Raw genomic sequence first — 22,189 nt, forward strand, 5'->3', positions numbered from 1 at the left:
AGACGACGCCCGCTCCGGCGAGTAGCATCGGGGCCATGGAAGCGGAAGAGCTCGAGGCTGTGCTGGCGCGGGGGTTCGAGGTGCTGCGCGAGGCGCAGGACGGACAGGCGCTCCCCCTTCCGTCGGATTCGCGGGGGAGCGACCGGGACGGCCTCGTCGAGATCGTCCTCGACGGCCACGGCATCCTGAAGGACGTCACGTTCTCGGATGAGGTCGGCGACCTCTCGCCGTCGGAGCTGGAGTCCGCGCTTCTCGAAGCGCAGCAGGACGCGATCCGCGCGTCCGGGCGCGGCCGGGTGCAGGATCTGCCTGACATCGGTTCGAGTGAGGTCGACGAGCAGGCCAGACGGCTGTTCGGCATGGAGGGGGAGTGATGGCAGGCGATCAGGTCGAGGTCGACTACGACAGGCTGGCGGGGGAGGTCTCGGAGGTTCTCGCCGCGAGCGATGCGCTCGACGAGGCAGTGAGCGCGGGGCTGGCCGCGCAGAAGATGACCGACGACGCGTTCGGTCTGCTCTGCCTGATGATGGTTCCGCCGGCGCAGCTCGTGCAGACCATCGGCAGCGCGGCTCTCGCGGTCGAGGCGATGGCGTATGAGGCGGCGGCGACGAACCTCAAGAACACGGCAGCCGACTACGAGTCCACCGACACGGCGTCCGCCGCGGCGTACCGCGCGATCTCGAGGGTGCTCCGGTGAGCCTGGTGGTCGCCCCCGAGCAGTGGGAGGCGCCGCAGTGGTTCCAGGGGAAGGCTCTCGGGGTCCCCGTGCTGGGGTCCGCGTTCTCGGCCGGGGCGAGTCTGGGATCGGGCGACTGGGCGGGTGCCCTCGGCTCGGGTGCGGGCCTGGTCGGTGACGTCGTCGGCATGGCGACCGACCCGCTGGGGACGCTCGCGTCGAGCCTGGCCGGGTTCCTGCTGGATCGCATGTCCTGGTTCCAGGAGGCCCTCAACGTGCTCGTCGGGAACCCGGCGGTCGTCACCGCCGTCGGGCTGACCTGGTCGAATGTCGGCGGCGTGCTCGCCGCGCAGTCGGAGCGGCTCATCGCGATCCGTGACAGGACCGCCGAGTACTGGCATGGTCAGGCGGCCGACGCCTTCCGCGAGCGGCTGACCCAGATGGCGGAGCGCGCCCAGATCGAGTCGGCGATGTGCCAGGGGCTGAATTCGGGATTCGCGATCGGCAGCGCCATCGTGAGGATCGTGCGCGACATCGTCTCGGCCATCTGCGCCGAACTGGTCGGCAAGCTCATCGTGTGGGTCGGCGAGGCTCTCGCCACGGCGGGCTTCGGTCTGCCCGCGATCGTCGCGCAGGCCACCTCGGCCATCGCGCGGTGGGTGTCGAAGGCGTCGAAGTGGTGCGACGAGCTCCTGGACTCGGCGGGACGCTTCGGGGAGCTCGTGAACAAGCTCTACAAGGCCTTCGACGAGGTGAAGATCATCAATACCACGATCGGTCCGGGGTCGGTGCTCGGTCTGCGCCTTCCGGCGAAGCCTCTTCAGATCAGCATCACACCCGATGTGATCGTCGGTGCCGGCGCGAACGGCGTGGATCAGGAAGTGAAGACCCTGGGCTGATGGATCTCGACGAAGAGCAGATCATGGCCGCCCGCGACCGGCTCGCGCAGCTGCAGCGCGAGGCGGAGGCGGCAGCAGCGGACAGCGCTCAGCTTGCGGACCGCCTGGCGAGCCGCAGCTACCGAGCGTGGTCGCGCGGGCGCGACGTGCAGGTGACGGTGGGCGCCGACGGGCTGGTGCAGGGCGTCGAGTTCACGGGAGACGCGATGACGCTGTCGCCGCGGATGCTGGCGGCGGCGACCCTGGATGCCCATGAGAAGGCGCTGGTCGTGCTGCGGGAGTCCGTGGAGGAGGAGGTCGCTCAGGCGCCGGATTCCTTCAGCGGGCTGCGCGGTGCGATCCTCGCCGACCTGCATCGGGTGATCCCGGTGGACGACGACCTTCCGGGCACCCGACGCTGACCGCACGCGTCGCCGGTGCGTGACCGGCAGCCGATGCGATACTGATGCCCGTGAGCGAGCAGAGACTGTCAAAGCGTTCCTGGACCGCGTCTTCGGGGGTGGTCCTGATCGTCATCGTGGCGACGATCGTTGGAGCCATCGTCGCCGCCGGTCTCACGACCGGAGTGGTGCGGCAGATCCTGGTTCCCGTCGTCGTGATCGTCGGCGCTCTTCTGGCCGTGCGGCTGAACCGAACGCGCGGCGTCCGTCAGAACGAGGCGCGCGTCGCGGCGGTCCGTGCCGCCTGGGCGCCGACCTGGAACGGCGCATCCTTCGAGCCGGAGGGCGAGCCCGACGGGCAGAGCGTCGGGCTGGCGCTGCCGCAGGGCTGGCAGTTGTGGGCGGTGCGCGCCCGGCTGCGCTTTCCGGTGTCCGGCACGCAGGTGAGTGCGGAGACCTGGGTGCTCGAGTCGGCACCGGGCTCGACGCGCTCACCCGCCTTCCGCGAGGTCGTGTGGGCGGGCGCGAGCACGGGTTCGGCACGGGTCTCCATCCCGCTGGGACAGTCCATCGACCCGCTGCTCGTCAAGCCGGCGTGGGCGGACGTAGACGGTGAGGGCGCGGACGGGACGGCGTGGATGCCCGCGGTCCGCGAGCGCGTGGCCCGGCACCACGACCTGGTCTCGACGCTGACGATCGGGGACGATCGCGTGGTCTTCCTCGCCGTGGACGACCCGCGACCCGAGAAGATGGTCGAGCGCGCCCAGCTGGTGCGCGATGTCGCGGCGATCGTGCGTCGGTAGCCCGCCGGCGCGGGCGATGTCCCACCCTGCCGATAGCCTCGGAGCAGGGCAACGGAGAGGGGCATCGTGCGGGTCATCACGGCGGAGCATCGCGTGGTCTGGAGTGCGAGCGATCTGAAGCTCGCCGCGGAGTGCGAGTTCGCGTGGGCGCGCGCTGTCGACGCCAAGCTCGGCCGCGTGCCCGCGGTGGAGGAGCCCGAGGACGCGACTCTCGAGCGCGCGGCGCGTCTGGGCGATCGCCACGAGGAGCAGGTGCTGCAGCGCTACGTCGCCGAACTCGGCGAGTCGACCGGGGAACGGCCGGGCGTGGTCATCCTGCCGAAGGTGTCGTCCAGGGATGTCGAGGCGCTGGATGCCGTGGTCGCCGGCACCGTGCGCGCGCTGCGCTCGCAGGCATGCGTCGTGTACCAGGCGGCGTTCTCCACGCCGGAGTTCGTCGGCTTCGCCGACTTCCTGCGGAGGGACCCGCGCGACGGCCGCTGGCGGGTGCAGGATTCCAAGCTCGCCCGGACGGCACGGAGCACGGCGCTCATGCAGCTGGCGGCATATGTCGACCAGCTCGACCGCCTGGGCATCCCCCGGGCTGACGAGGTCGACCTGATCCTCGGCGACGGCACGACCAGCACGCACCGCGTCGAGGACGTGCTGCCGCTGTTCCACGTGCGGCGCGCGCGGCTGCGCGCACTGATCGCCGATCGCGATCCCGCCGCGGGCGCGGCGGGTGCGCCGCTCGCCTGGGGCGACGACCGCGGCGATCTGCAGGTGACAGCCTGCGGGCGCTGCGCCACGTGCGAGGAGCAGGTGATCGCGCACCGTGACCTGCTCATGGTCGCGCGCATGCGGCCGGTCCAGCGGCAGCGGCTGCGGGCGGCCGGCATCCGCACCATCGACGATCTGGCCACGGCATCCGCTGCTCCCGGCGGGATGAACATCGACACGTTCACCGCCCTGCGCGCGCAGGCGCGGCTGCAGGCCGGGATGGCGCCGCAGCCGGGCGAGGCGCCGCCGTACGAGCTGATCTCGGCGAACGCGATCGGCATGATGCCGCGGCCCAGTCGCGGCGACCTGTTCTTCGACTTCGAGGGCGACCCGCTCTACACCGAGCCGGTCGCCTCGCCGGCCGGCACGCCGCAGTGGGGGATCGACTACCTGTTCGGGTGGACCGATCAGGACGAGCAGTACTCCGCGCTGTGGGCGCACACCTTCGCCGACGAGAAGCGCGCGCTGCTGGACTTCCTGGAGTTCGTGAAGCTGCGTCGTCAGGCGCATCCCGACCTGCACATCTACCACTACGCGCCCTACGAGACCTCGCACCTGGCGGCGATGGCCGCGCGCCACGGGGTCGGCGAGGCCGATGTCGATCGGCTGCTGCGCGAAGGCGTTTTCGTCGACCTGTATCCGATCGTGCTGCGGTCGGTGCGCATCGGCTCCCGCTCGTACTCGATCAAGAAGCTGGAGCCGCTGTACATGGGCGCCGAGGTGCGCACCAGCGACGTGCAGAAGGGCGACGACTCCATCGTCCAGTACGTGCAGGCGCGGGCGCTGGCGGCGTCGGGGCAGGATGCCGAGGCGCAGAGCATCCTCGACGATCTCGCCGACTACAACCGGTACGACTGCGTGTCCACCCGGCGACTGCGGGACTGGCTGGTGGGGCTCGCACGTCAGGAGGGGGTGCTCCCTGCGCCGCCCGACGACCCCGAGACCCGGGCGTACGAGCCGTCGCCGCTGTCGCTGGCGCTGCAGGCCGAGGCGATGCGGGCCGAGCGTGCGGGACGCAGCGGTGCGGAGTTCCGCGTCGCCGCGGCGGCGATCGACTACCACCCCCGCGAGGCGAAGAGCTTCTGGCAGGGGCACTTCCAGCGGCTGCGCGAGCCGGTGTCGATCTGGGAGTCCACGCGCGATGTGCTGCGGGTGGACGCGTCGTCCAGCGCTGTCGACGACGACTGGGGCGTCGCCGAGGGGCAGCGCGTGCAGACCCGACTGCTGCGGCTGCGCGGTGAGGTGGCGCCCGGGAGCACCCTCGGCATCGGCGCACGGCCCTTCGCCCTGTACGCCGTGCCGACGCCGTTCTCGGTGCAGGCGCCCTCGCGCGTGATCCACGTGCCGCACGAGGTCGAGGTCCTCGAGGTGCTCGATGACGGGTATCTGGTGCGCGAGCGCACTGTCGGCGGCCAGACCTGGGACACGCTGCCGCTCGCCCTCGCGCCGGCCGCGCCGCCGAACGCCGCGTCGCAGCAGACGGCCGTCGAGGAGTGGGCGGAATCGGTGCATCACGCGGCGCCGGACCTTCCCGCCGACGCCGCGACCGACATCCTGCGGCGCGTACCGCCGCGAACGCGCTCCGGCGCGCCGCTTCCGGATGCCGGAGCCGACCGCATCGATGCGATCGTGCGCGGCGTCGTCGACCTCGACGACAGCTACCTCGCCGTGCAGGGGCCTCCCGGCACCGGCAAGACCTACACCGGATCCCAGGTCATCGCGCGACTGGTGAACGAGCACGGGTACCGCGTCGGAGTGGTCGCGCAGTCGCACGCCATCGTCGAGAACCTGCTCGAGCGCGTGGTCGCCGACGGCGTGCCCGCGGCCAAGGTCGCCAAGAAGCCCAAGACGGGGGATGAGAGCGAGCGCCCCTACACGCTGCTCCGGCGCGACGGGATGGCCGCCTTCCTCGCCGAGCACGCCCAGGGCGGCGCCGTCGTGGGCGGGACGGCCTGGGACTTCAGCAACACGCGCCGGGTGGAGCGCAAGAGCCTGGACCTGCTCGTGATCGACGAGGCGGGCCAGTTCTCGCTGGCCTCCACCATCGCCGTCGCCGCCGGCGCGAAGCGGCTGCTGCTGCTCGGCGACCCGCAGCAGCTGCCGCAGGTCAGCCAGGGCACGCACCCCGAGCCCGTGAACACGTCGGCGCTGGGGTGGGTGATGGACGGGGATTCGGTGATCGACCCGGCGTACGGGTACTTCCTCGCGGAGTCGTGGCGCATGCATCCCGAGGTCGCAGCGCCCGTCTCGCAGCTGGCCTACGCCGGCCGGCTGGCGTCGGCGTCGGGGGCCGAGCGGCGCATCATCGACGGCGTCGCGCCGGGCCTGCACGTCGTCCCCGTGCGACACCGCGGCAACGCCACGCAGTCGCCCGAGGAGGCCGGCGAGGTCGTGCGCATCGTGCGCGACCTGGTCGGTCGCGACTACGTCGACGGGATGGTGGATGCCGCACCGCGGCCGCTCGAGCAGGCGGACATCATTGTGGTCGCACCGTACAACGCGCAGAAGCAGCTGATCCACGACGAGCTCGCCGCCGCGGGCTTCGCGGGAGTGGCGGTGGGCACCGTCGACAATTTCCAGGGCAAGGAGGCGGTCGTCTCGATCACGTCGCTGGCGGCGTCCAGCGGCCGGGACGCGCCACGCGGGCCGGAGTTCCTGCTGCTGCAGAACCGCCTGAACGTCGCGATATCGCGGGCCAAGAGCGTCGCCTACCTGGTGCACTCGCCGGCGCTGCTCGACGATCTTCCCTGGACGCCGGAGGGCGTGGCGCGCCTGAGCGCGTTCGCGCATCTGGTCGGGGCGGACCGTGACTGAGCGCGGGATGTCTGCTGGCCGGCACAGCCTCGACGACATCATGCGGGCATCCGCAGCGTGGATCTGGATCCCGCGAGGCGGCGACCACGAGAGGTCCGACCTGCAGCTGGTCCGCTACCCGGAGCGATTCGGAGGCGGAGTGCGGGCTTCGATGGTGCAGTCCGAGCGGGATGCCGCTGCCGTGCTCGACCACGCCGTCGAGCGCACCCGCGCGTGGGGGGAGCCGACGCTGACGTTCTGGACGAACGCCTCCGACCGGCCCGAGCTGGAGGCGGAGCTGCAGCGCAGGGGCGCCGAGCACGCGGACACGGTCGCCGTGTTCGCGAGGCCCATCGCCGGACTGTCGGTCGAGGTGCCGGCGGACGCCGTCGCGGAGGTCGTGCGGACGCTGGAGCAGGTGCGCGAGGTGGATGCCGTGAACGTGGGGGTCTGGGAGCAGCACCCGCTCGACGAGGCCGGGCTGCACGAGGAGCTGGCCGAGGTCACCGCCGCGTTGGAATCAGGAGAGGGTGCCCGCGTGCTGGCCCGCCTGGACGGATCGGCGGTCAGCACCGGCGGCTGCACCGTCGTCGACGGCTTCGTGCGGCTGTGGGGTGCTGCGACCCTCCCGCAGGCGCGCGGACGCGGTGCCTACCGCGCGGTGCTGGCGGAGCGGCTGCGGATCGGCGCCGAGCTCGGCGCTTCCACGGCCATCGTGAAGGGCCGCATCTCGACCTCTGCTCCGATCCTCGCGCGAGCGGGCTTCACCCACTACGGCGACGAGCGCGCGTACGTGCTGAACGTCGCGTAGCGTCGTCTGGCGGCATCCGTCCGGCACCCGCCGCCGGGCTCGCCGTCCGGCGGTGTCCGCGACGTGTGTCCGGCCGGCGGCGTTCGTGTCGATGGTGTCCGCGAGCCGCGAGCCGCGAGCCGCGAGCCGCGAGCGGGGCTCAGACCGTGCCGTACAGCCGGTCGCCCGCGTCGCCGAGGCCGGGCACGATGTAGCCCTTCTCGTTCAGGCGCTCGTCCAGCGCGCCCAGCACGAGCGTCACGTCGCGGTCGCCGACGAGCTTCTCGATCGCTGCGACGCCCTCGGGAGTGCCGAGCAGGCAGATCGCGGTCACGTCCTTCGCGCCGCGGTCGAACAGGAACTGGATCGCCGCGCCCAGCGAACCGCCGGTTGCGAGCATCGGGTCGATGGCGAAGCACTGCCGGTCGCTGAGATCGTCGGGCAGCCGCTCGGCATAGGTGGTGGGCTCGAAGGTGGTCTCGTCGCGCACCATGCCCAGGAATCCGACCTCGGCGGTGGGGATGAGCTTCACCAGTCCTTCCAGCATCCCGAGACCCGCGCGCAGGATCGGCACGACGATCGGGCGCGGCTCGGCGATCTTGACTCCCGTGGTGAGGGTCACCGGCGTCTTCACCTCGACAGGGGCGACCTTCACGTCGCGAGTGGCCTCGTACGCCAGCAGCGTTACCAGCTCCTCGGTGAGCTGGCGGAACACCGGCGACGGCGTCCGCTCGTCCCGCAGCACCGTGAGCTTGTGAGTGATGAGCGGGTGGTCGGCCACATGAACGCGCATGGTTACAGGTTACTGGGATGCGGGCCGCGCCGCCGCACTAGGCTCGACCGCATGACCGCCTACGACGAGCCCATGATGCGTGCGCTCGCGCTGGCAGCCCGCGCCGGCGCGGAGGGCGACGTGCCTGTGGGCGCGGTGGTGCTCGACCCGTCGGGCGCGGTCATCGGAGAGGGAAGAAACCTGCGCGAGCAGACACACGATCCGTCAGCGCACGCCGAGATCGTCGCACTGCGCACGGCAGCCCGGGCGCATGGCGGGTGGAACCTCGAGGGACACACCCTCGTCGTCACGCTGGAGCCGTGCACGATGTGCGCCGGGGCGATCCTGCAGGCGCGCGTCGGTCGCGTCGTGTTCGGGGCGTGGGACGACAAGGCGGGGGCCGCCGGATCGCAGTACGATCTGCTGCGCGATCGCCGCCTGCCCCACCGTGCCGAGGTCGTCGGCGGCATCCGCGCCGAAGAGGCAACCGTGCTGCTGCGCGACTTCTTCGAATCCCGCCGCTGAGCGCTTCGCCCTGCGAGGTGGGGTACTTCGCGGGTCCCGGATCGCGCCCTCCCGGCCCTCGAGCCAGCCATTCGGGCCCCGCGACACGCCCGGGGTGCTCGGGCCGGTTGTTCGCGGGTCCCGGATCGCGCCCTCCCGGCCCTCGAGCCAGCCATTCGGGCCCCGCGAGGCACCGACCCGGGCTCGCCTCAGAGCGCGGCGACCGCGGCCTCCGCGAGTCGCGCGACCAGCGTGAGATACCCCTGCGCATTCTCGTCGTAGTACCCGGTGTGACGGCCGTGCTCGTCGACGACGGTCTGCGAGGCGTGTCCCTCTGCGGCGCGGCCGATGGTGATGCCGCCGTCCACAGCGGGCGCCTCACCGCCATCGCACTCGTAGACGATGACGCCGGGGATGTCGCGCGGATCGACCGGATGCTGGCCGAGCCGGCCCAGGGGTGCGATGCTGTCGTTCGCGCCCTCGGTGGCGTACAGCACCAGGCGACCCTCGGCGATCGCCTCTGCCAGCGCCACCCCGGCGGCGTGCGTGACGCCCGCGGACGCGATCGAGAAGGCCGTGTTCACGTTCTCGGCGAGGTCGAGCGCGAACAGCTCGCCGAGCAGTGTCGACGAGTACGAGTACGTGACCGGCACCAGCCGAGCATGCGCGTTGCGCGCGTGCACGCGGTCGATGTCGATCGCCAGCCGGGCGGCGCCGACCGTGGCGTGCCTGGTCGCCAGCGCCGACACGTGCGTGCCCGAGTCCCACCCGAACCAGGCGATCACCGCCACCCGGCGCGGCTCGCCGCGGGAGACGCAGGAGCGGATCACGTCGGCGCACAGGCGCTGGGCGGCATCCGCCCACGCCGGGAACAGCCCGAGGTCGGTGTCGATCCCATGCAGCAGGAACACGACGAGATCGGCACTGCGGATGTCGCCGAACGAGACCACCGCGTGCGGGCCGGGATCCACCATCGTGAGGGATTCCAGATGCGCCTGCGAGTCGTGCTCCAGCACGGTCAGCAGATTGCGCAGCTTCTGCCGGGTGACCGCAGCGAGGCCGTCGCGCGCCAGTTCGGCGCGGAGCTGGTCGATCACGGCGGGGTCAGTCGGAGGACTTCAGGACGAACGCATCCGTGGAGGGCTCGGGATCCAGGGCCGGCCGGTACACGTCCGGTTCCAGGTAGATCACGCGGGCGGCGGGCACGGCAGCCCGGATGCGACGCTCGATCTCGTCGATGTCGGATGCCGCCTCGCGCACCGACTTGTCGGCGGTCAGGGCGATCTTCGCGGCCACCATCAACTCGTCAGGACCGAGGTACAGGGTCTTGATGTGGATGAGCTTCTCCACGTCATCGCATCCCGAGATCGCGTCCACGATCCGGTCGTAGTCCGCGCGGCTGGCTCCCTCGCCGACCAGCAGGCTCTTCGTCTCGACGCCGAGGATCAGCGCGATCACGATCAGCAGCAGACCGATCATCAGCGTGCCGAGCGCGTCGAACACCGGGTTGCCCGTCACGAGCGTGAGCCCCACTCCGAGCAGCGCGAAGGTCAGACCGGTCAGCGCCCCGGTGTCCTCCAGCAGCACCACCGGCAGCTCCGGCGCCTTCGAGCGGCGCACGAACGAGATCCACGACTGGCCCTTATCGCGCACCCGGTTGCTCTCCTTGACCGCGGTGCGTAGCGAGTAGCCCTCCAGCGCGATCGAGATCAGCAGCACCGCGAGCGGCAGCCACCACCAGGCCTTGTCCAGCTCGTGCGGGTGGACGAGCTTCTGCACGCCCTCGTAGACGGCGAACAGCCCGCCCAGCGAGAACAGCACGATCGAGACCACGAAGGCCGACACGTACCGCTCGCGGCCGTAGCCGAACGGGTGGGCGCGGTCGGCCTGCTTCTTCGACTTGCGGCCGCCGAGCATGAGCAGCAGCTGGTTGCCGGAGTCGGCGACCGAGTGGATCGCCTCGGCGAGCATGGATGCTGAGCCCGAGAGCGCCCACGCGATGAACTTGGCCAGGGCGATGCCCATGTTCGCCGAGAATGCCGCGATGATCGCCTTGCTGCCGCCCGATGCGCTCATGCCACGATTCTAGGCCGCGGATCCGGCGCGGCTCCGGCCACACGCCCGATTCCGGAGCCGCTCGCCTGGCGACCGGGCGCGGCTCGTAGGATGGGCGCATGGTCGATTCGCTTCCCTCCCTCGCGTTCCTCGGTGCCGGTTCGATGGGCGGCGCGATCCTGAACGGGGTCGTCGCGTCGGGTGTTCCGGTCGACGGCGGCATCATCGCCACCAACAGGACAAGGCAGAAGGCGGATGCCCTCGCATCCCTGCCCGGCGTCACCAGCATCGCACTCGAGGAGACTCCGGCCGGGAACACGGATGCCGTGGCCGCGGCGCGCATCGTCCTGATCGGCGTGAAGCCGGGGATGGTGCCCGATCTGCTGCGCGAGATCGCCCCGGCGCTGCGCGATGACGCGATCGTCGTGAGCCTGGCGGCGGGCGTCACCCTGGATACGTTCGAGAGCGTGCTGGGGGCGGGCGTGCACAGCATCCGCTCGATGCCGAACACTCCCGCGACGGTGGGACGCGCCGTGACCGGCATCGCCGCCGGCTCGGCGACCACCGGCGACGACATGGCGCTCGTGCGCTCGCTGTTCGAGACGGTCGGCGCCGTGATCGAAGTGTCCGAAGAGCAGATCGACAAGCTCGGCACCATTTCGGGCTCCGGGCCCGCCTACGTGTTCCTGCTGATCGAGGAGCTCACGAAGGCGGCCACCGGAATGGGCTTCTCCGAGCACGATGCGCGGCTGATGGCGGAGCAGACCTTCATCGGCGCTGCCGCACTGCTGGAGGCATCCGGCGAAGACCCGGCCGAGCTGCGCCGTCGCGTGACCAGCCCCAAGGGAACCACCGAGCGTGCGATCGCGGTCATGCAGGATGCCGGGCTGGAAGACATGTTCGCGCGTGCCACGGCGGCCGCGCTCGCGCGCTCCAAGGAGCTCGCCGCAGGTTCCTGAGCCGACCCCGATGTCGCGAGGCCTCCGACCGGGCGGCGCCTCGACAGGCTCAGCGACCCAGCGACATGCTCAGCGGTCCAGGCTGGCGAAGCGCTCGATGTCGCCGTTGGTGCCCGACACGATGATCAGATCGTGGTTGGTGACCACGGTGTTCGCCTCCGCATAGCGGAACGGCTTGCCGGGGCTCTTCACGCCCACGACCGTGACCTTGTACTTGGTGCGCACGCCCGACTCGTTCAGGCCGATGCCGCGGATGAACTTGGGCGGGTACATCTTCGCCAGCACGAAGTCGTCGTCGAAGCGGATGAAGTCCAGCATCCGTCCGCTGACCAGGTGCGCGACGCGCTCGCCCGCCTCGCGCTCGGGGTAGATCACGTGATTGGCGCCGACGCGAGCGAGGATCTTGCCGTGCGACTGCGACACCGCCTTCGCCCAGATCTGCGGCACCTTCAGGTCGACGAGGTTGGCGGTGATCAGCACGGATGCCTCGATCAGTGAACCGACGGCGACGACCGCGACCTGGAAATCCTGCGCGCCGATCTGCCGCAGGGCATCGATGTTGCGGGCATCCGCCTGCACCGTGTGCGTGACGCGCTCCGACCATTTCTGCACGAGCCCCAGGTCCTCGTCGATCGCGAGCACCTCGCGGTCGAGCCGGTCCAGCTCACCGGCGCACGCCGCACCGAAGCGTCCGAGTCCGATCACGAGCACCGGCGCGTCGCCGCGAACCATCTCAACCATGCCGATCAGTCTACGAGCGACCGGGCGGTATCCGAACGACTGCCGCCCGGTGGTCGGCAGACGCGGCACTCGAGGTTCAGTCGATGGGCGCTGGCGGTGCACCCTCGATGACCGCGGAGTAGCGCACACCCGGCGTCGCCTCGATCACCATGGTGAGCCGGTTGGATTCCGTCTTGAACGGCGCGGATTCACCGCCGTAGGCGACATCCGGTGCGCATTGCTCGTTCCACACGTGCATGATGTCTTCGTGACCGTCTCTCACGGTGATGTCCACCGCTCCGCTGCCCTCACAGGTGAACACCACGAACAGAGTCCCGCCCGCGCTGACGTCTGCGATGCTCAACCGACGATCGGCCTTTCCACGGGCAGCGAGTAGAGCTGCGATCGGCTCGTCGCGGCGACCGCCGCGGCGAGAGTCACCGTGCCGACGCGGCCCATGAAGATGGTGGCGGCGAGGATGTAGGAGCCGGCATCCGGCAGCGCCTCGGTCACGCCCGAGGAGAGACCCACCGTGCCGAAGGCGGAGATCACGTCGAACAGCACGTCGATGACGGGCAGCTTGGTGAGCTGGGTGATCGCGATCGTCGAGACGGCGACGATCGTCGCGCCCCAGGCGACCACCGACAGTCCCACGCGCTGCACATCAGACGGGACGCGGCGCCCGAACGCCTCGACCGACTGGCGTCCCCGCGCCTCCGACCAGACGGCGATGGCGAGCACGGCGAGGGTGGTCACCTTGATCCCGCCCGCGGTGGATGCCGAGCCGCCTCCGACGAACATGAGCATGCAGGCGACCAGCATCGACGAGCCGTTCAGATCGGAGATGTCGATCACGCCGAACCCGCCCGATCGCGTCATCGCCGAGAGGAAGAACGCCTGCATGGTGGTGTCCGCGGCATCCATCGACCCGAACGTGCGCGGATTGTCGTACTCCAGCAGCAGGAACACCGCCGCACCGAGCACGAACAGCAGCACCGTGGTGACCAGCGTCAGCTTGGAGTGCAGCGACCAGCGCTTCACGTGCCAGACGTGCTTGGCGAGGGTGTAGATCACCGGGAAGCCGATGCTGCCCAGGAAGACGCCCGCCATCAGGAGCAGGAGCACCAGGTAGTCGTCGTGGAACGCCACCACGCCTCCGTCGTTGGGTGCGAAGCCGGTGTTGGTGAACGACATGGCTGCGAAGTAGGGCGCCTCCCAGAGCGCCGAGACCGGATCGACTCCGGCCATCACCAGTGCCGGGTACAGCAGCACGGCCAGACCGATCTCGATGATCAGCGCCGACATGGCGACCGTGGTCAGCAGCTGCCCCACCTCGCCCAGCCGCACCGTCTGGCTCTCGTTGACCGGTCCGCCGTGCGCACGCAGTGGATTGGTGTCTCCTGCGGCCATCAGCTTGGCGCTGAGACCCAGTCGCTTGGAGATCACCTTGCCCAGCAGCGTGGCGACGGTCAGCACGCCCAGTCCCCCGATGTTGACGCCGATGAAGATCACGACCTGGCCGAAGCCGGACCAGTGCGTGCTCATGTCCACGGTGGACAGACCCGTGACGCAGATCGTCGACACGGCGGTGAACAGCGCGTCGCTCAGCGGGGTCACCGTGCGGGCGACCGACGAGATCGGCAGTGACAGCAGGCCTGTGAACAGCAGGATCAGCGCGGCGAAGATGACGAGCGCGAAGCGCGACGGCGACGAGATGATGAAGTGCTTGATCTGCTTCACGACGTCGCGCACGGAGCGTCGTGGAGAGGATGCCGACATCATGCCCGACATCGAACCCCCTCCTGCCACCGCGCGACGCCCTTCGCCGAGCTTCCGACATGGTACTCCGGGAGCGCGCGTGGTACTCCGTGTCCGCGCCGACTACCCTGATGGCATGACGGACATCTTCGACGTGATCGCGGACGGCACGAGGCGTGACATCCTCCAGCTCCTGCTGGGTCGCTCCGCGGAAGGGGATGCCGGCACCAGCGTCACCGAGATCGTCAGCGAGCTCGGCGTCAGCCAGCCCACGGTGTCGAAGCACCTCAAGGTGCTGCGCGAGGCGGAGCTGGTCACCGTGCGTGAGGACGGTCAGCGCCGCTTCTACAGCCTCTCGGTGGCTCCGCTCGAGGCGGTGGACGACTGGCTCGTGCCCTTCCTGGTGGATGCGTACGGCGATCAGGCGCCCGATGTCGACTATCCGGCGGTGCCCCTGCCGGACGGTGCGGCGCACGCCGCCGAGGTGGTCGGCCGCGCCGCGGCGTCCGCCAAGCACGTGGTGACGACCGCGCTGCGCCGGCTCAGCTGACGACATCCGCCACCGAGGGCGCTCGCCGCTTCGCCGCGATCACTCCAGTCACAGCGGTTTACATGCGTCGCATGTACCCCATATGCTGTGCTTCAGCAGAAAGGGGTATTGGGGATGCCCGATGTTCAAGACGTCCGATTCCTGACGGTGGCCGAGGTCGCCGAGCTGATGCGCGTGTCCAAGATGACCGTGTACCGGCTCGTGCATGCCGGTGAGCTGCCCGCGATCCGCTTCGGCCGCAGCTACCGCGTGCCCGAGTCGGCCGTCGCCGAGGCCCTGCAGCGTCCCATCGCCGACGTCGGATGACGCGGTGCGGGGCATGCCCTGCCGTTTGCTAGAATCGACGAAGGCATTTTTCCGTGCCCGTACCCGGGTGCCCGTCTTCGTGGCATCCAGCCCCTGACTTAGTGAGGTTTCCGTGGGTTCAGTCATCAAGAAGCGCCGCAAGCGCATGGCGAAGAAGAAGCACCGCAAGCTGCTTCGCAAGACTCGCCACCAGCGCCGCAACAAGAAGTAAGCGGCACGACACCGAGCGCCTGTCTTCGGACGGGCGCTTCGTGTTCTCCGCGGGATAATGGATGCCATGAAATCGATCGACATCGCCCAGCTCGCCGCCCGCGAGGGAGTCCCCCTCATCGACGTGCGCGAGCGCGACGAGTACGCGTCCGGTCACGTGCCCGGAGCTGTCAACGTGCCGCTGTCCGAGCTGGTCGACCGCCTCGACGAGCTGCCCACGGAGGCGTTCGACGTGATCTGCCAGGCCGGCGGCCGCTCCGCACGCGCAGTGAAGGCGCTGGAGTCGCAGGGCTACGACGCCACGAACGTCGAGGGCGGCACGGGCGAGTGGATCGCTCAGGGCCGACCGGTCGAGAAGTGACCACCCTCACCCTGATCGGCAAGCCGGACTGCCATCTGTGCGAGGTGGCGAAGCAGGTCGTCGATGCGGTCGTCGCCGAGCTGCCGGATGCCGCCGCCGAGCAGGTGGAGATCGTGCAGCAGTCGATCGCCGATGACCGCGATCTGCACGAGCGCTGGTGGGAGAAGATCCCCGTGGTGCTGATCGACGGATCGCTGCACGCGCACTGGCGGGTCTCGCCGGAGCGGCTGCGGGACGCGCTCGAAGAGGCGATCGGAAGCGATGTGCTGAGCGAGCGGAGCGAGTCGAAGTGCGATGTGCTGAGCGAGCGGAGCGAGTCGAGATGATCCGTCACGTGGTGAGCTGGAAGCTGGCCGAACCGGATGCTGCGCTGCGCGCCGAGCAGGCCGCGGAGGTCGCACGCAGGCTGAACGCGCTGATGGGCGTCGTCCCCGAGCTGCGCGCGGTGAGCGCGGGCGTCAATGTCGCGCATCCCGACGTCAACTGGGACGTCACTCTCGTCGCCGACGTCGAATCGCTCGACGCGCTGGAGGCCTACCAGGTGGATCCTGCGCATCAGGAGGCCGCCGCGTACATCCGCTCCGTGGTGGCGTCGCGGGTGGCTGTCGACTACGAGTTCTGAACAGCAGAACTCCTCAGAGCTGACGAGTTCTGACCATACTGCTTTACAGTAATGCGCACTGTCGAAACCCAACCGTGATCCCGAGCATCCCGCTCGTGTTGGTGGCGGGGGTGCGGGACGTGTCAAGATGAGTGGCGTACCCGTCCCCGGGCGCAAGCCCCGTCACATTGGAGTGGCCATGAACCGTCGTCCTCTTCTTCTCGCCACCGCTGTCGCGGCCGCCGCTGTGCTTGCACTGAGCGGCTGCGCGAGCAACCCGGGCTCGGACGGTGACGGTGGCGACAAGGCCCCGGCCGCCTCCGGCCCGGATTACGGCCTGGTCACCGCCGGCACGCTGACCATCTGCTCCGAGGTGCCCTACGTCCCCTTCGAGTTCGAGGGCGGTGACAACGGGACCGGCTACACCGGCTTCGACATCGACCTGACCGACGCGATCGCGAAGAAGCTCGACCTCAAGCTCAACGTGCAGGACGTCAGCTTCGACGGGCTGCAGTCCGGCACCACCCTGATCGCAGGCACCTGCGACATGGGAGCCTCGGCGATGACGATCACGGACGAGCGCAAGAAGAACATCGACTTCTCCGACCCGTACTACGACTCGCTGCAGTCGCTGCTCACCAGCGTCGACTCCGGCATCAAGAGCATCGGCGACCTCAAGGGCAAGAATGTCGGCGTGCAGCAGGGCACCACGGGCGAGAGCTACGCCAAGGAGCACGCCGAGGGCGCCACGCTCGTGCAGTACCCGGGCGACGCCGAGCTGTGGCCGGCGCTGAAGGCCGGACAGATCGACGCGATCCTGCAGGACCAGCCGGTGAACATCGAGCACGAGAAGGCCGACGACACCTACAAGATCGTCGAGGAGTACGACACCGAGGAGTCCTACGGCTTCGCCTTCGCCAAGGGCGAGAAGACCGAGCTGCGCGAAGCGGTCAACGAGGCGCTCCAGGAGCTGCGCGACAGCGGCGACTACGACACCATCTACGACACCTACTTCGCGGCGAAGTAAGCCGCGCGGGCGGATGGGAGGTCCACTCCGATGGCACTGAAGCGGAGGACCAGGGGCAGGCTGTACCGGTACTCGATGTACGCGCTGTTCGTCGCGCTGATCGTGCTGATCGCGATCGCCACGGACTGGGCGAAGATCGGCAAGCAGTTCTTCGACCTCGAGATCGCGGCCGAGCTGTTCCCCGACATCATCGTCGTGGCGCTGCGCAACACGGTGCTGTTCACGCTGATCGCCTTCGCCGGCGGTCTGCTGCTGGGCGTCGTGTTCGCCCTGATGAAGCTGTCCATCATCGCGCCCTTCCGCTGGTTCGCGACCGCGTGGATCGAGCTATTCCGGGGTTTGCCGGCACTGCTGACGATCTTCGCGATGGCGTTCATCCTGCCGATCGCGTTCGGGATCAAGCCTCCGGGCGGTCCCGTCGGCGCGGGCCTGATCGGTCTCATCCTGGTCGCCTCGGCGTACATGGCCGAGGTGATCCGCGCCGGCATCCAGGCCGTGCCGAAGGGCCAGACCGAGGCCTCGCGGTCGCTGGGCATGTCGCCGATGAAGACGATGTTCTGGATCGTGCTGCCGCAGGGATTCCGCATCATCATCCCGCCGCTGACGAACGAGTTCGTGCTGCTGCTGAAGGACACCTCGCTGCTGTTCATCGCGGGGACGTTCATCTGGTCGAAGGAGCTCACCAGCTTCGCGCGCGATGCCAACACCATGTACGCGAACGCGACGCCGCTGATCATGGCCGCGCTGCTGTACCTGATCGTGACGATTCCGCTCACCCGCTTCACCGCGTGGCTGGAGCGGCGGATGGCGAGGGAGAGATGAGCACGGATCTGATCGATGTCCACGCACCGGCGATCGACATCCAGGGCCTGGTCAAGAGCTTCGGCGAGAACGAGGTGCTCAAGGGCATCGACCTGACGGTCACTGCAGGTGAGGTGATCTGCATCATCGGCCCCTCCGGATCGGGCAAGTCCACGCTGCTGCGCTCGGTGAACCTGCTCGAGGAGCCCACCGGCGGGCACATCCTCATCGAGGGGATCGACGTCACCGACGAGGAGACCGACATCGACCGGGTGCGTCAGCGCATCGGCATGGTGTTCCAGAGCTTCAACCTGTTCCCGCACATGACCGTGCTGGGCAATCTCACGATCGCCCAGCGGCGCGTGAAGAAGCGCTCCAGGGCCGAGGCCGAGCAGGTCGCTCGGGAGATGCTGGACCGGGTCGGGCTGAGCAAGAAGGCGGATGCCTATCCCAGTCACCTCTCCGGCGGTCAGCAGCAGCGCGTGGCGATCGCCCGTGCGCTGTGCATGAACCCCGACATGATGCTCTTCGACGAGCCCACGTCAGCGCTGGACCCCGAGCTGGTGGGCGAGGTGCTGCAGGTGATGCGCCAGCTGGCGGACGAGGGCATGACCATGCTCGTCGTCACGCACGAGATGGGCTTCGCCCGTGAGGTCGGCTCGCGCCTGATCTTCATGGACGGCGGCCACATCCTGGAGCAGGGCGACCCGCGCGAGGTGCTGGCGAACCCGCAGCATCCGCGCACGCAGGACTTCCTCGCGCGCGTGCTCTGAGCCGCGACCTGTGAACACAGCAGCGGGCGGGATGCCGAAGCATCTCGCCCGCTGTCCTGATCTCTCAGCCGTCGACTTCGACGACCTCGGCTTCCGCGGCGTTGCGGCGCACCGAATCGATGCCGTTCAGCGCGCTCGCCTTGGACGAGTAGCTCTCGCCGGTGGCGATGGTCTCGCCGTTGCCGGCCTTCAGCCGGAAACGCCAACCGCCGCTCCTGTCGGTGTACAGCTCGAACTTTCCTGCCATGGGGCGTCCCCTCTCGTTCGGGTTCGAGGGCTGATCCCTCACGATGAAGATAGCGTGGCGCCCGATCCCGGGGAAGCATCCGGTTCACTCGTCTCCGCGACGGAGTACTTGAAGCCGATGTGCGAGCCGGCGAAGCCGAGCCGCTCGTAGAAGCGATGCGCGTCCACGCGCGCGGCATCCGAGGTCAGCTGCACCAGGCCCGCGCCGAGCTGCGGCGCCGCGGCATCCGTCACCCACCGCATCAGCGCGGAGCCCAGTCCCGCCGAGCGCAGGTCGCTGCGCACCCGCACCGCCTCGACGAGCAGGCGGCTCGCCCCCCGGCGCGCCATCCCGGGGATGAGGGTCAGCTGGAACGTCGCGGCGACGCCGTCGGCGGTCTCGGCGATCAGCAGGTCGTTCGAATCGCTCGCGAGGATGTCGCGCAGCGCCGACGTGTACAGCCCGCGATCCTCGGGCCGAGCCCGGTCGCCCCGCGCGGAGCTGACCGCATCGTCCGCGAGCAGGGCGATGAGGGCATCGGCGTCCTGCTCGGCGGCGCGACGCAGGACCGCCTCACCCGTGCGGAAGGGAAGCGGATGCGGCAGCGTGAGGTCCCGGAGCATGGGAACAGTCTGGCATCCTGAATCATGATGGACATCGGCACGCTTCTCGGTATCGAGCAGCTCACCTGGGGCATGCTCGTGCTGGTCGTCATCGCGGCCTTCGGTGCCGGCTGGATCGACGCGGTGGTCGGCGGGGGAGGACTGCTGCAGCTGCCGGCGCTGCTGCTGATCCCGGGCATCCTGCCGGTGCAGGCACTGGCGACCAACAAGCTCGCCGGGCTCGCGGGCACCACCACCAGTGCGGTCACGTACTACCGGCGAGCGAAGCCCGACCTGCGCACCGCGGTGCCGATGGCCCTCGTCGCCCTCGCCGGCTCGTTCGGCGGAGCCGCCGTGGCGGTGGTGCTCCCGGCATCCGCCTTCAAGCCGATCATCGTGATCGCGCTGCTGGCCGTGGCGATCTTCACCGCCTTCCGGCCGGAGCTCGGCGCGGCGACCAGGCTGCGCTTCCACGGGCGCCGTCATCACGTCGCCGCCGGCGCGACCGGCGCGGTGATCGGGTTCTACGACGGGCTGATCGGTCCGGGGATGGGCACGTTCCTGGTGATCGCGCTCGTCGCGCTGATGGGCTACGACTTCCTGCAGTCCAGCGCCAAGGCGAAGATCGTGAATCTCGCCACCAACGCGGGGGCGCTGCTGCTGTTCATCCCGCACGGAGCCGTGCTGTGGCTGTTCGGCCTGATCCTCGCCGCCGCGAACGTCGCCGGCAGCTATCTCGGCTCGCGGATGGCGATCGCGCGCGGCTCCACGTTCATCCGCGTCGTGTTCCTGGTGGTCGTGATCGCCCTGATCGGCAAGCTCGGCGTGGACGTCTGGAACGAGAACGTCGCCCCCGCCCTGGCATCCTGACCTCTCCCGATCGTCGAAACCCCTCCCGATTGTCGAGACCCCTCCTGATTCGCGCAGATCCTGAGGGGTCTGGGCAACCAGGAGGGGTCTCGGCGCAAGCGCGGTATCAGGACTCGGCGGGCTCGTCCTCGGGGACGAAGTCCACTCCGGCCTCGGCACGCTGCTCTGGCGTGATCGGAGCAGGTGCCTCGGTGAGCGGGTCGAACCCGCCGCCGGACTTCGGGAAGGCGATGACCTCGCGGATCGAGTCGGTCTTGGTCAGATGCTGCATGACGCGGTCCATGCCCAGCGCGATCCCACCGTGCGGGGGAGCGCCGAACTTGAAGGCATCCAGCAGGAAGCCGAACTTCTCGTCGGCCTGCTCTTCGGAGATGCCCATCACACCGAAGACGCGCTTCTGGATGTCCTCGCGGTGGATGCGGATCGACCCGCCGCCCAGCTCCGAGCCGTTGCAGACGATGTCGTACGCATACGCCAGAGCCGATCCGGGATCGGTGTCGAACGTGTCCTCGAACTCCGGCTTGGGGCCCGTGAACGCATGGTGCACGGCGGTCCAGGCGCCGGCCCCGACCGCGACATCGCCGGAGGCGACGGCATCCGACGCCGGCTCGAACATCGGCGCGTCGACGACCCACGTGAAGGCGAACTCGTTCGGGTCGAGCAGGTTCAGCCGACGGCCGATCTCCACGCGCGCGGCGCCCAGCAGCGCGCGCGAGTCCTTCGCGGAGCCTGCGGCGAAGAACGCGCAGTCGCCGGGCTTGGCGCCCACCAGCTCCGCCAGGCCGGCCTGCTCGGCCTCGGACAGGTTCTTCGCCACAGGGCCGCCCAGCGTGCCGTCCTCGTTGAAGAGCACGTACGCGAGTCCGCGCGCGCCGCGCTGCTTGGCCCAGTCCTGCCAGGCATCCAGCGTCTTGCGCGGCTGCGAGGCGCCGCCGGGCATGACCACCGCGCCGACGTACTCCGACTGGAAGACACGGAACGGGGTGTCCTTGAAGTACTCCGTGGCCTCGACCAGCTCCAGTCCGAAGCGCAGGTCGGGCTTGTCCGACCCGTACTTGGCCATCGCCTCGGCATACGTCATCCGCGGCAGGGGCGTCTGCACCTCGACGTCGATGGTCTTCCACATCGCGACGATGAGCGACTCCATCATCTCGATGACGTCCTCCTGCTCGACGAAGCTCATCTCGATGTCGAGCTGCGTGAACTCCGGCTGACGGTCGGCGCGGAAGTCCTCGTCGCGGTAGCAGCGCGCGATCTGGAAGTACTTCTCCACGCCGCCGACCATGAGCAGCTGCTTGAACAGCTGCGGAGACTGCGGCAGGGCGTACCAGCTGCCGGGATGCAGGCGAGCGGGCACCACGAAGTCGCGGGCGCCCTCGGGGGTCGACCGCGTCAGGGTCGGCGTCTCGATCTCGACGAAGTCGCGCTCGTGCAGCTCGTCGCGGATCGCCTTGTAGACGTCCGAGCGCAGGCGCATCGCGGCGGCCGGCGCCGGGCGGCGCAGGTCGAGGTAGCGGTGCTTGAGACGCGCCTCCTCGCCGATCGGGTCGGCCTCGGCCAGCCCGCTGGAGACCGGGAAGGGCAGCGGCGCCGACTCGTTGAGTACGACGACGTCGCTGGCGATCAGCTCGATCTCGCCCGTGGGCAGGTTCGGGTTCTCGTTGCCGGCAGGGCGGCGCGAGACCTCGCCGGTCACCTGCAGCACGAACTCGCTGCGCAGCGGGTGGGCGACCTCCTCATCGCGGATGACGACCTGGGCGATGCCCGAGGCATCCCGCAGATCGATGAACGCGACTCCTCCGTGATCGCGGCGACGATCGACCCAGCCCGAGAGGGTGACGGTCTGACCGATGTGCGCGGCTCGCAGCGAGCCTGCCGTGTGTGTGCGAAGCACGGAGGATTCCTTCTGATCGGGGAAATACGGACCTGCCCAGTCTACGTGGGGCGCTGCGGGGCCCAGCATCCGCCGGCGCCCCTCGCGGCGGGGCTCGCCT

The 22,189-nt window shown here is 69.5% G+C and carries 28 protein-coding genes; 19 read left to right on the plus strand and 9 right to left on the minus strand.

Translation table 11 applies throughout. The annotated features are described in order from the left end of the window. Positions 1-35: 35 nt before the first annotated feature. The 7 genes from Q9R19_RS01280 (at position 36) to Q9R19_RS01310 (ending at position 7,121) form a co-directional block, all read left to right on the plus strand. Positions 36-374 carry a YbaB/EbfC family nucleoid-associated protein gene (locus tag Q9R19_RS01280; protein WP_311254541.1) on the plus strand — a complete coding sequence of 113 codons (339 nt, stop codon included), beginning with the start codon at positions 36-38 and terminating at the stop codon, positions 372-374. Beyond that, positions 374-697, plus strand: coding sequence for a hypothetical protein (locus Q9R19_RS01285; protein ID WP_311254542.1), 324 nt, complete (start codon positions 374-376; stop codon positions 695-697). The genes Q9R19_RS01280 and Q9R19_RS01285 overlap by 1 nt, the downstream gene beginning before the upstream one ends. Further along, positions 694-1,575, plus strand: coding sequence for a hypothetical protein (locus Q9R19_RS01290; RefSeq protein ID WP_311254543.1), 882 nt, complete (start codon positions 694-696; stop codon positions 1,573-1,575). The genes Q9R19_RS01285 and Q9R19_RS01290 overlap by 4 nt, the downstream gene beginning before the upstream one ends. Further along, positions 1,575-1,976: a YbaB/EbfC family nucleoid-associated protein gene (locus Q9R19_RS01295; protein WP_311254544.1), complete on the plus strand. Its 402-nt coding sequence runs from the start codon at positions 1,575-1,577 to the stop codon at positions 1,974-1,976. The genes Q9R19_RS01290 and Q9R19_RS01295 overlap by 1 nt, the downstream gene beginning before the upstream one ends. Before the next feature lie 50 nt (positions 1,977-2,026). Continuing rightward, positions 2,027-2,758: a hypothetical protein gene (locus Q9R19_RS01300; protein ID WP_311254545.1), complete on the plus strand. Its 732-nt coding sequence runs from the start codon at positions 2,027-2,029 to the stop codon at positions 2,756-2,758. A 66-nt stretch (positions 2,759-2,824) separates the two neighbouring features. Further along, a complete protein-coding gene (locus tag Q9R19_RS01305; protein ID WP_311254546.1) occupies positions 2,825-6,331 on the plus strand; it encodes a TM0106 family RecB-like putative nuclease in 3,507 nt (1,168 codons plus the stop codon). Next, on the plus strand, positions 6,324-7,121 hold the full coding sequence (locus Q9R19_RS01310) for a hypothetical protein (protein WP_311254547.1): 798 nt from the start codon (positions 6,324-6,326) through the stop codon (positions 7,119-7,121). Before Q9R19_RS01305 ends, Q9R19_RS01310 begins: the two co-directional genes overlap by 8 nt. 139 nt (positions 7,122-7,260) lie before the next feature. Here the strand turns inward: Q9R19_RS01310 and upp are convergent, their stop codons facing one another. After that, complete coding sequence (upp, locus tag Q9R19_RS01315; RefSeq protein ID WP_311254548.1) at positions 7,261-7,893, minus strand: uracil phosphoribosyltransferase; 633 nt, start codon at positions 7,891-7,893, stop codon at positions 7,261-7,263. 51 nt (positions 7,894-7,944) lie between these two features. Between upp and Q9R19_RS01320 the strand changes: the two genes are divergently transcribed. Further along, positions 7,945-8,397, plus strand: a complete 453-nt coding sequence (locus tag Q9R19_RS01320) for a nucleoside deaminase (RefSeq protein ID WP_311254549.1) — start codon at positions 7,945-7,947, stop codon at positions 8,395-8,397. Positions 8,398-8,585: 188 nt separating this feature from the next. On the opposite strand, the gene Q9R19_RS01325 is transcribed toward Q9R19_RS01320, so the two are convergent. Beyond that, positions 8,586-9,473: an alpha/beta hydrolase gene (locus tag Q9R19_RS01325; protein WP_311254550.1), complete on the minus strand. Its 888-nt coding sequence runs from the start codon at positions 9,471-9,473 to the stop codon at positions 8,586-8,588. A 7-nt stretch (positions 9,474-9,480) separates the two neighbouring features. Next, on the minus strand, positions 9,481-10,452 hold the full coding sequence (locus Q9R19_RS01330; RefSeq protein ID WP_311254551.1) for a cation diffusion facilitator family transporter: 972 nt from the start codon (positions 10,450-10,452) through the stop codon (positions 9,481-9,483). A 98-nt stretch (positions 10,453-10,550) separates the two neighbouring features. On the opposite strand from Q9R19_RS01330, the gene proC reads away from it, so the two are divergent. Continuing rightward, a complete protein-coding gene (gene proC, locus Q9R19_RS01335; protein ID WP_311254552.1) occupies positions 10,551-11,390 on the plus strand; it encodes a pyrroline-5-carboxylate reductase in 840 nt (279 codons plus the stop codon). Positions 11,391-11,459: 69 nt separating this feature from the next. Here proC and Q9R19_RS01340 read toward each other — a convergent pair whose 3' ends face one another. The 3 genes from Q9R19_RS01340 to Q9R19_RS01350 all read right to left on the minus strand — a co-directional run bounded on the left by Q9R19_RS01340 (position 11,460) and on the right by Q9R19_RS01350 (position 13,901). Next, the gene (locus Q9R19_RS01340) at positions 11,460-12,131 is read right to left on the minus strand and encodes a TrkA family potassium uptake protein (RefSeq protein WP_311254553.1); all 672 of its coding nucleotides are present in this window, start codon (positions 12,129-12,131) and stop codon (positions 11,460-11,462) included. A 76-nt stretch (positions 12,132-12,207) separates the two neighbouring features. After that, the gene (locus Q9R19_RS01345) at positions 12,208-12,474 is read right to left on the minus strand and encodes a hypothetical protein (RefSeq protein ID WP_311254554.1); all 267 of its coding nucleotides are present in this window, start codon (positions 12,472-12,474) and stop codon (positions 12,208-12,210) included. After that, the gene (locus tag Q9R19_RS01350) at positions 12,471-13,901 is read right to left on the minus strand and encodes a potassium transporter TrkG (RefSeq protein ID WP_311254555.1); all 1,431 of its coding nucleotides are present in this window, start codon (positions 13,899-13,901) and stop codon (positions 12,471-12,473) included. Before Q9R19_RS01350 ends, Q9R19_RS01345 begins: the two co-directional genes overlap by 4 nt. 103 nt (positions 13,902-14,004) lie before the next feature. On the opposite strand from Q9R19_RS01350, the gene Q9R19_RS01355 reads away from it, so the two are divergent. From Q9R19_RS01355 to Q9R19_RS01395, 9 genes are all read left to right on the plus strand, one after another. Continuing rightward, positions 14,005-14,418: a metalloregulator ArsR/SmtB family transcription factor gene (locus tag Q9R19_RS01355; protein WP_311254556.1), complete on the plus strand. Its 414-nt coding sequence runs from the start codon at positions 14,005-14,007 to the stop codon at positions 14,416-14,418. A 114-nt stretch (positions 14,419-14,532) separates the two neighbouring features. Further along, positions 14,533-14,724 (plus strand): helix-turn-helix domain-containing protein, encoded by a 192-nt coding sequence (locus tag Q9R19_RS01360; protein ID WP_311254557.1) that lies wholly within the window; start codon positions 14,533-14,535, stop codon positions 14,722-14,724. Positions 14,725-14,836: 112 nt separating this feature from the next. Continuing rightward, positions 14,837-14,935 carry a 30S ribosomal protein bS22 gene (locus Q9R19_RS01365; protein ID WP_003792170.1) on the plus strand — a complete coding sequence of 33 codons (99 nt, stop codon included), beginning with the start codon at positions 14,837-14,839 and terminating at the stop codon, positions 14,933-14,935. A 66-nt stretch (positions 14,936-15,001) separates the two neighbouring features. Then, entirely contained in the window at positions 15,002-15,295 is a 294-nt protein-coding gene (locus tag Q9R19_RS01370; protein ID WP_311254558.1) for a rhodanese-like domain-containing protein, read from the plus strand. Further along, a complete protein-coding gene (locus Q9R19_RS01375) occupies positions 15,292-15,621 on the plus strand; it encodes a glutaredoxin family protein (RefSeq protein WP_311254559.1) in 330 nt (109 codons plus the stop codon). The genes Q9R19_RS01370 and Q9R19_RS01375 overlap by 4 nt, the downstream gene beginning before the upstream one ends. An 8-nt stretch (positions 15,622-15,629) precedes the next feature. After that, positions 15,630-15,917: a Dabb family protein gene (locus Q9R19_RS01380; RefSeq protein ID WP_311254560.1), complete on the plus strand. Its 288-nt coding sequence runs from the start codon at positions 15,630-15,632 to the stop codon at positions 15,915-15,917. A gap of 178 nt (positions 15,918-16,095) precedes the next feature. After that, a complete protein-coding gene (locus Q9R19_RS01385) occupies positions 16,096-16,923 on the plus strand; it encodes a transporter substrate-binding domain-containing protein (RefSeq protein WP_311254561.1) in 828 nt (275 codons plus the stop codon). 30 nt (positions 16,924-16,953) lie between these two features. Further along, positions 16,954-17,745 (plus strand): amino acid ABC transporter permease, encoded by a 792-nt coding sequence (locus Q9R19_RS01390; RefSeq protein ID WP_311254562.1) that lies wholly within the window; start codon positions 16,954-16,956, stop codon positions 17,743-17,745. After that, positions 17,742-18,497, plus strand: a complete 756-nt coding sequence (locus tag Q9R19_RS01395; RefSeq protein ID WP_311254563.1) for an amino acid ABC transporter ATP-binding protein — start codon at positions 17,742-17,744, stop codon at positions 18,495-18,497. The genes Q9R19_RS01390 and Q9R19_RS01395 overlap by 4 nt, the downstream gene beginning before the upstream one ends. A gap of 64 nt (positions 18,498-18,561) precedes the next feature. On the opposite strand, the gene Q9R19_RS01400 is transcribed toward Q9R19_RS01395, so the two are convergent. Together Q9R19_RS01400 and Q9R19_RS01405 are read right to left on the minus strand one after the other, a co-directional pair. Beyond that, positions 18,562-18,744 (minus strand): YegP family protein, encoded by a 183-nt coding sequence (locus Q9R19_RS01400; protein WP_311254564.1) that lies wholly within the window; start codon positions 18,742-18,744, stop codon positions 18,562-18,564. A 38-nt stretch (positions 18,745-18,782) separates the two neighbouring features. After that, on the minus strand, positions 18,783-19,346 hold the full coding sequence (locus tag Q9R19_RS01405) for a GNAT family N-acetyltransferase (protein ID WP_311254565.1): 564 nt from the start codon (positions 19,344-19,346) through the stop codon (positions 18,783-18,785). 27 nt (positions 19,347-19,373) lie between these two features. Here Q9R19_RS01405 and Q9R19_RS01410 point away from each other — a divergent pair, with 27 nt between their 5' ends. Beyond that, positions 19,374-20,195 (plus strand): TSUP family transporter, encoded by an 822-nt coding sequence (locus tag Q9R19_RS01410; RefSeq protein WP_311255839.1) that lies wholly within the window; start codon positions 19,374-19,376, stop codon positions 20,193-20,195. Between the two features lie 106 nt (positions 20,196-20,301). Here Q9R19_RS01410 and aspS read toward each other — a convergent pair whose 3' ends face one another. Beyond that, the gene (gene aspS / locus Q9R19_RS01415) at positions 20,302-22,089 is read right to left on the minus strand and encodes an aspartate--tRNA ligase (protein ID WP_311254566.1); all 1,788 of its coding nucleotides are present in this window, start codon (positions 22,087-22,089) and stop codon (positions 20,302-20,304) included. Positions 22,090-22,189 lie beyond the last annotated feature (100 nt).

This window comes from Microbacterium sp. ARD32, assembly GCF_031844385.1.
Lineage (GTDB): Bacteria > Actinomycetota > Actinomycetes > Actinomycetales > Microbacteriaceae > Microbacterium.

Excerpts from the sequence above, each read along its gene's own strand:
- Q9R19_RS01405 (WP_311254565.1), bottom strand. The coding sequence starts at position 19,346 with ATGCTCCGGGACCTCACGCTGCCGCATCCGCTTCCCTTCCGCACGGGT.
- Q9R19_RS01395 (WP_311254563.1), top strand. The coding sequence starts at position 17,742 with ATGAGCACGGATCTGATCGATGTCCACGCACCGGCGATCGACATCCAG.
- Q9R19_RS01360 (WP_311254557.1), top strand. The coding sequence starts at position 14,533 with ATGCCCGATGTTCAAGACGTCCGATTCCTGACGGTGGCCGAGGTCGCC.
- Q9R19_RS01410 (WP_311255839.1), top strand. The coding sequence starts at position 19,374 with ATGGACATCGGCACGCTTCTCGGTATCGAGCAGCTCACCTGGGGCATG.
- Q9R19_RS01320 (WP_311254549.1), top strand. The coding sequence starts at position 7,945 with ATGACCGCCTACGACGAGCCCATGATGCGTGCGCTCGCGCTGGCAGCC.
- Q9R19_RS01385 (WP_311254561.1), top strand. The coding sequence starts at position 16,096 with ATGAACCGTCGTCCTCTTCTTCTCGCCACCGCTGTCGCGGCCGCCGCT.
- Q9R19_RS01330 (WP_311254551.1), bottom strand. The coding sequence starts at position 10,452 with ATGAGCGCATCGGGCGGCAGCAAGGCGATCATCGCGGCATTCTCGGCG.
- Q9R19_RS01390 (WP_311254562.1), top strand. The coding sequence starts at position 16,954 with ATGGCACTGAAGCGGAGGACCAGGGGCAGGCTGTACCGGTACTCGATG.
- Q9R19_RS01400 (WP_311254564.1), bottom strand. The coding sequence starts at position 18,744 with ATGGCAGGAAAGTTCGAGCTGTACACCGACAGGAGCGGCGGTTGGCGT.
- upp (WP_311254548.1), bottom strand. The coding sequence starts at position 7,893 with ATGCGCGTTCATGTGGCCGACCACCCGCTCATCACTCACAAGCTCACG.
- Q9R19_RS01370 (WP_311254558.1), top strand. The coding sequence starts at position 15,002 with ATGAAATCGATCGACATCGCCCAGCTCGCCGCCCGCGAGGGAGTCCCC.
- proC (WP_311254552.1), top strand. The coding sequence starts at position 10,551 with ATGGTCGATTCGCTTCCCTCCCTCGCGTTCCTCGGTGCCGGTTCGATG.
- Q9R19_RS01355 (WP_311254556.1), top strand. The coding sequence starts at position 14,005 with ATGACGGACATCTTCGACGTGATCGCGGACGGCACGAGGCGTGACATC.
- Q9R19_RS01340 (WP_311254553.1), bottom strand. The coding sequence starts at position 12,131 with ATGGTTGAGATGGTTCGCGGCGACGCGCCGGTGCTCGTGATCGGACTC.
- Q9R19_RS01350 (WP_311254555.1), bottom strand. The coding sequence starts at position 13,901 with ATGTCGGGCATGATGTCGGCATCCTCTCCACGACGCTCCGTGCGCGAC.
- Q9R19_RS01285 (WP_311254542.1), top strand. The coding sequence starts at position 374 with ATGGCAGGCGATCAGGTCGAGGTCGACTACGACAGGCTGGCGGGGGAG.
- Q9R19_RS01295 (WP_311254544.1), top strand. The coding sequence starts at position 1,575 with ATGGATCTCGACGAAGAGCAGATCATGGCCGCCCGCGACCGGCTCGCG.
- Q9R19_RS01280 (WP_311254541.1), top strand. The coding sequence starts at position 36 with ATGGAAGCGGAAGAGCTCGAGGCTGTGCTGGCGCGGGGGTTCGAGGTG.